Annotated in this window: 6 protein-coding genes; 1 reads left to right on the top strand and 5 read right to left on the bottom strand. The window is 59.9% G+C overall.

Going from position 1 to position 5,898, the window contains the following annotated elements:
* The coding region (locus tag VIW95_RS09005) for an efflux RND transporter periplasmic adaptor subunit (RefSeq protein ID WP_331585559.1) at positions 1 to 972 on the bottom strand (972 nt) is incomplete at its 3' end.
* Positions 969 to 2,258 carry a TolC family protein gene (locus tag VIW95_RS09000; protein WP_331585557.1) on the bottom strand — a complete coding sequence of 430 codons (1,290 nt, stop codon included), beginning with the start codon at positions 2,256 to 2,258 and terminating at the stop codon, positions 969 to 971. The genes VIW95_RS09005 and VIW95_RS09000, both read right to left, overlap by 4 nt.
* Positions 2,259 to 2,514: 256 nt before the next feature.
* On the opposite strand from VIW95_RS09000, the gene VIW95_RS08995 reads away from it, so the two are divergent.
* Positions 2,515 to 2,793: a metal/formaldehyde-sensitive transcriptional repressor gene (locus VIW95_RS08995; protein WP_331585555.1), complete on the top strand. Its 279-nt coding sequence runs from the start codon at positions 2,515 to 2,517 to the stop codon at positions 2,791 to 2,793.
* A 22-nt stretch (positions 2,794 to 2,815) separates the two neighbouring features.
* Here VIW95_RS08995 and VIW95_RS08990 read toward each other — a convergent pair whose 3' ends face one another.
* From VIW95_RS08990 to VIW95_RS08980, 3 genes are all read right to left on the bottom strand, one after another.
* Positions 2,816 to 3,364 carry a c-type cytochrome gene (locus tag VIW95_RS08990; protein ID WP_331585553.1) on the bottom strand — a complete coding sequence of 183 codons (549 nt, stop codon included), beginning with the start codon at positions 3,362 to 3,364 and terminating at the stop codon, positions 2,816 to 2,818.
* A 21-nt stretch (positions 3,365 to 3,385) separates the two neighbouring features.
* Positions 3,386 to 3,844, bottom strand: a complete 459-nt coding sequence (locus VIW95_RS08985) for a cupredoxin domain-containing protein (RefSeq protein WP_331585551.1) — start codon at positions 3,842 to 3,844, stop codon at positions 3,386 to 3,388.
* A 161-nt stretch (positions 3,845 to 4,005) separates the two neighbouring features.
* Positions 4,006 to 5,898, bottom strand: a 1,893-nt coding sequence (locus VIW95_RS08980) for an ATP-dependent Clp protease ATP-binding subunit (RefSeq protein WP_331585549.1), incomplete at its 5' end; no start/stop codon positions are given.

Genomic DNA, 5,898 nt, shown 5'->3' with positions numbered 1-5,898 from the left:
GCCGGGGCTAACCTCGACGAAGGCATAGTAGTTGTCGATGTCGAAGACCAGCGCGTCCTGCGGGATTACCAGCGCTTCGCCGGGGCGAGTGACGACCGTCACCTTCGCGAGCATCTGCGGTTTCAGCCTGCCGCCGGGATTTTTCACGCTGCAGCGGATTTGCAGCGTGTGCGTGTTGGGATCGATGTTCGGGCTGATGCGGTCGATCACGCCGTGGAAGACTTCATCGGGAAACGCGGTGGTAACCGCCGACAGATCCTGGCCGACGCGCACACGCGACAGATCGTCCTCGTAGATGTCGCCGGTGATCCAGACGTCGTTGAGCGTGCCGAGCGAGAAAAGTATGTCGCCCGGATTGACTGCGCCGCCGCGCTGCACCTTGTTATCGACCACCGTGCCGCTGATCGGTGCGCGCACCCAGACGATGGGATCGGGCGCCTTGATGGCGGCGATGTCGGCATCGCTCATCCCGAGAAACTGGAGTTTGCGCTTCGCCGCCAGCGACAGCGCGCCGGCAAAATCCGACGAACTGCCGACGCCCGGCGCCGAAATCAGTCTCGAGGATTCGTGCGCCTGAAGATACTCGGATTCCGCCGTCATGAAGTCGGGGCTGTAGAGCGCGACGATTTTTTCACCGCGCTGAACGTTGTCCCACAGCGAGACGCGCGTCTGCTCGATTCGCCCCGCGACGCGCGAAACGATAGTCGAGGTACTGCGATCGTCGTAAGTGATCAGCCCGGAGGTTTCCAGCAACCCCGGCATCTCAATGTTCTGCACCTGTACGATCGACACGCCAGGGATTTCGTTGGAGTTGAATTGAAGCAATTCAGTGCCCTGTTGCCGAACCAGGCGCACCGCGGGAGTCGCTTCAGGAACCGGAGCGGCGCGGCTGGCCGAGTCGCTGTGACATCCACCGAGCAGAAGTGCAGCGACGGCGATCAGCGCGACTGAATTGAAGTTGCTACGGCTCATTGATGCAAAGGCGCTCCGATTGCCTGCTCCAGCGAAACTTCGCTGGCTAGAAATTGATTTGCCGCCTGCAGGTAGTTCACCCGCGCGCCGAATTCACTTTGCAGTACGATCGAGAGCGTGGTGAAATCGATTTTACCACCCTGGTAGGCGGTCAGCGCGACCCGAAAATTCTGCCGCGCCAGGGGAATCAGAGAATCGCGATACAGGATGGCGGTTTCGTAGGCGTACTGCGCGGTCCGGAATAGCGTGGACACCGCGGCCGCAGTCTGAATTTTTATCAGATTCTGATCAGAGCGAGCGGCTGCCAGACTCGCCCTCGCGCGCACCACGTCCTCGTCCTGCTTCATCCAGAAAAAAACCGGCAGGTTAAAACCTACGATCCCGACCCAATCGCGCTTCTGAAACCCGCCGCCAGCAGAAGTTGGGGCGAAGCTGGGAACCAGGTAATCGTCGTACTGAATCCCCGCGGTAAAGTCCGGCAGGTATTCCATCTTCGCGAGATAGAGCGCGGTATTCGCGTTTCGCTCGGCGAGCGCCGCTTCGAGGATCTCCTGCCGTGCCGCGTACGCGCGATCAATCAGAGCGTCGAGCGGAAAGTTGAGCGCTTCGAGTTTGAGCGTTCGATCCACCGGCAAGGGTGAGCCGAGCGGCCGGTAGAGTTGCAGATTCAGCGCGGTCTCATCGTTTGCAATCCCCGTCAGGTATAGGTGTTGAAGCTGGCGCGCCGCCGCGAGGTTGAACTCGGCGCTGATCACGTCGGTCTGCTGCACCGCCGACCCCGAGTAAGCCGTCTCGGCGACTCTGACCACCTGGTCGAGATTCAGGACGTTCTCGGCGTTGACCTCCGACAGTGCGTTGTCGAGCAGTAACTGAAAGTAGCTGGTCTCGGTCGCGGCGCGCACGTCGCGAACCGTTGCCATCAGCATGAGATGAGCAATCCCGGCGGCATCGATTGCCTGGTCGCGCTGATGGAGCGCTTTACCGGGAAATTGAAACGTCTCGGTGAAGTTGAATTCACGCAGTGCCGCGCGCCCGACCGGACTCTTCACACTGTCGCTATTGGTGTACGTGAAAATGGGATCGTTCGGCGCGACAGTCTGCTTTATCGAATGCACCGCGGCGTCCCATCGGTAGCGCGCCGACTTGACCGCCGGATTCGCCTCGATTGCGATTTCGACGAGCTGCGCTTCAGAAAGCGGAGCGTCCGCGGCGCACGCGTGCGAAACGGCAATTGCAATTGTCGCGATCGCAAGCATTAGAGCACCGCCGATCTTTATCGTTGGCATCCGAACTCCCGGTTCATGCCGCCCCTGCAAGATACGTCGCCGGCTCAGAAAGGTTCCATCGCCATGACCGGAATCGATCACACAAACCCCTCGGGTCTGCAATCGACAATCAATTAAACAGATTTAGATCGACGACCGAAAGCGCCCGTCCAACAAGGCATTGCAAAAGGCAAAAGGCGCCTGCTACCTGATACCGTCCTGGGTATTGTATTATACCTACTAGGGTATGCTATAACGAATTAGAGGCATCCGGTCAATGGCTCATACAATCAGAGATAAGAAAAAACTCATCAATCGCGTCCGTCGCATCCGCGGCCAGCTCGATGCGGCCGAAGGTGCGCTCGAAAAAGAACTCGATTGCACCGTCATCATGCATACCCTCGCGGCCGGCAGAGGCGCTCTCGACAGCCTCATGGCGGAAGTGATGGAGGGTCACATCAAACTTCACCTGGTCGACCCCGACGATCACCCGACCTCGGCCCAGGCAAAGGCCGCTCAGGATCTGATCGACGTGATCAAGACCTATCTGACGTGACGAACGAGCAGAACGGGTAGTACTAGTTGCCGGCGACCTTGGCCTTTGCGGCCTCAGCCTGCATCGATCGGATGTACATCACGACCTGCCAGCGCTGCTCGGCCGGCATTTCTTCGGCGTAGGAAGGCATCGACAGCACGCCGTCGCGAATCGCGCCGTAGATGTAGCCGTCGGGGAGATCCTTGCTGGTGCCGGCGATCAGATTTTTCGGCGGTTTCGCCAGGATGTGCGCGACCGGGCCGTTGCCCTGTGCCGATTCTCCGTGACACGGCGCGCAGTAGGTGATGAACTGCGCCTTCCCCTTGGCGATATTCTCCGGCGTCGGCTGCAACGGGTTGTGCATCTTGATGGTCGCCTGCTCGAGACTCATCGGTGGTTCACCGCCATGGACAGGAATCGTGTCGGCCGGAGTGACGCGAGGCGCTTCGGCGTACGGCTGAACCTCCGGCCCGCGGTACATGTCGATGCTCCACGGGAAACATGTGGCAGGCGACGGCCACGCCGCGATCGCAATCGCGACTGCGAGCATCAGTCCCACGGCGCGAAACGTCCTGACAATCGGACCAATCACGTTTGTGAAAATCTCCGAGCTCTACTTTTTGACGACGATCACCCCGACCATACCCGCCTTCTCATGCGGAAGGCAAAAGTAGCGATAGGTACCGGGCACGGTAAACGTGTAGCTGTAGTCGCCGCCGGGCGGGATAAAACCTGAGTTAAACGCCGTCGCGCCCTTCGGCATCGACGTGTCCCTCGGATTCTGCGCGTTGGCCGCGATGGTCGAGACCGAATGCACCGTCTCGCCGTTGTTCACCCATTGCACGGTGTCGCCGACTTTTATCGCGACTTTGGCTGGTGTGTAGAACGGCTGCTTGTCAGCCATCTTGATCACGACGGGATTGTTCGCGGCCTTGGCGGGATTGGGGAGCAACGCGAGGGAGGCAGCGACTGCGAGAGCCGCGGCAACGATTGCGATGCGAATTACAATGCGCGACCGCGGTCGTCGCGAAGCCGCGGCTGCGATGCGAAGATCGATTGTAGAACTAGCCATTTCTCTCCTTCTGTCTGATGCCGGTTCGGCGGAGCATAAGCTAAGCTCATTCGACCATCATCCGAGCATCACACTAACTAAAGTTTAATGCTTATTTTGAGCGAAGCAAGACTGTCGGGGCAGATCGCAGGTATCGTGAAATCTAGAGTAAAAGCAGCTACTTAGGACGCATTGGCCAGCGGTTTGCTGCTGAACTCCAAGCCTCGCGCGCCGGAATCGACAGTAACCCGCGAATTGTCGCGAATCTCGCCTGACAGCAGTTTTCGCCCCAGCGCCGTCTCGAGTTCGCGCTGGATCAGGCGCTTCAGGGGACGCGCACCGTACGACGGATCGTAGCCGTTCTCGGCCAGGTAGCCGCGCGCTTTGTCGGTCAGCTCCAGCTCGATCTTGCGCTCCTCGAGCCGCTGTCGCAGACGCACGAGCTGGACGTCGACAATCTGTCGCAGCTCATCGCGAGTCAATGGATGGAACACGACGACTTCGTCGACGCGGTTGAGAAACTCGGGTCGGAAACTCTGCCGGAGGACGTCGAGCGCCTGCGCCTTCATCTTCTCGTAGTCCTGTCCCTTGAAGCCGAGAATAATCTGGCTGGCGATATTCGACGTCATGATCACTACGGTGTTGCGGAAATCCACCGTGCGTCCATGACCGTCGGTGAGCCGGCCGTCGTCGAGCAACTGCAGCAGGACGTTGAACACATCGGCGTGCGCTTTTTCGATCTCGTCGAACAGGATGACCGAGTATGGGCGGCGTCGCACAGCTTCGGTCAGTTGCCCGCCCTCATCGAAGCCGACGTAGCCCGGCGGCGCGCCGACCAGCCGCGAGACGGTGTGCTTCTCCATGTACTCGGACATGTCGATCCGAATCATCGCGGCTTCGCTGTCGAACAGGAACTCAGCCAGCGCGCGTGCGAGTTCGGTCTTGCCGACTCCGGTGGGGCCGAGAAAAATGAACGACCCAATCGGGCGGTTGGGATCCTTGAGTCCGGAGCGGGCGCGAATCACCGCGTCGGAAACTGCGGTCACCGCTTCGTCCTGGCCGATGACGCGTTTGTGCAGATGCTCCTCGAGATGCGCGAGCTTCTGCACCTCGCCCTCGAGCAGGCGCGAGACTGGAATCCCGGTCCATCGCGCGACCACTTCGGCGATGTCGTCCTCGTCCACTTCTTCCTTGATCAATCGCTTGCCGCCGGCGTTCTTCTTGATCAGCTGCTCTTCTTCGCCGGCGAGCTGCTTCTCCAGCGACGCGAGCTTGCCGTATTGGAGTTCGGCAACCTTGTTGAGGTCGTACTCGCGCTTGGCTTTTTCGATCGCGAGCCTGGTTTGTTCGATCTCGGCTTTGATTTTTGCGAGTTTCTCGAGTCCGCCAGTTTCAGTTTCCCACTGCGCCTGCAGACCCGCGCGCTTTTCCTTGATTTCGGCCAGTTCCTTCTCGAGTTTCTGCAGCCGATCGCGCGATGCCTGATCGGTTTCGCGCTTCAGCGCCTCGCGCTCGATTTCCAGCTGCATCACTCGACGATTTACCTCGTCGATCTCGACCGGCATCGATTCCTTCTCGGTGCGCAGCTTGGCCGCGGCTTCATCGACCAGGTCGATCGCCTTGTCGGGCAGGAATCGATCGGTGATGTAGCGTTTCGACAGCACCGCTGCCGTCACCAGCGCGGCGTCCTTGATTCGAATTCCGTGATGGACTTCGTAGCGTTCCTTGAGCCCGCGCAGAATCGAGATGGTGTCTTCGACGCTGGGCTCTTCGACCATCACCGGCTGAAAGCGCCGCTCGAGTGCGGCGTCCTTCTCGATATATTTGCGGTACTCGTCGAGCGTGGTCGCACCGATGCAGTGCAGTTCGCCGCGCGCCAGCATCGGCTTGAGCAGGTTCGACGCATCCATCGCGCCTTCCGCCGCGCCGGCGCCGACGACGGTATGCAACTCGTCGATGAATAGAATTATCTCGCCCGCGGCTTCCTGCACTTCCTTCAGCACGGCCTTGAGCCGTTCTTCGAACTCACCGCGGAATTTCGCGCCGGCAATCAGCGCGCCCATGTCGAGTGCGAC

This window comes from Binatus sp. (SeqCode) (assembly GCF_036522015.1).
GTDB lineage: Bacteria > Desulfobacterota > Binatia > Binatales > Binataceae > Binatus.
This window is presented reverse-complemented; position numbering and strand designations above follow the sequence as displayed.

What these genes read in the sequence shown, in the direction of transcription:
- VIW95_RS08985 (WP_331585551.1), bottom strand. Translation starts at nt 3,844, where the DNA reads ATGGCTAGTTCTACAATCGATCTTCGCATCGCAGCCGCGGCTTCGCGA.
- VIW95_RS09000 (WP_331585557.1), bottom strand. Translation starts at nt 2,258, where the DNA reads ATGCCAACGATAAAGATCGGCGGTGCTCTAATGCTTGCGATCGCGACA.
- VIW95_RS08995 (WP_331585555.1), top strand. Translation starts at nt 2,515, where the DNA reads ATGGCTCATACAATCAGAGATAAGAAAAAACTCATCAATCGCGTCCGT.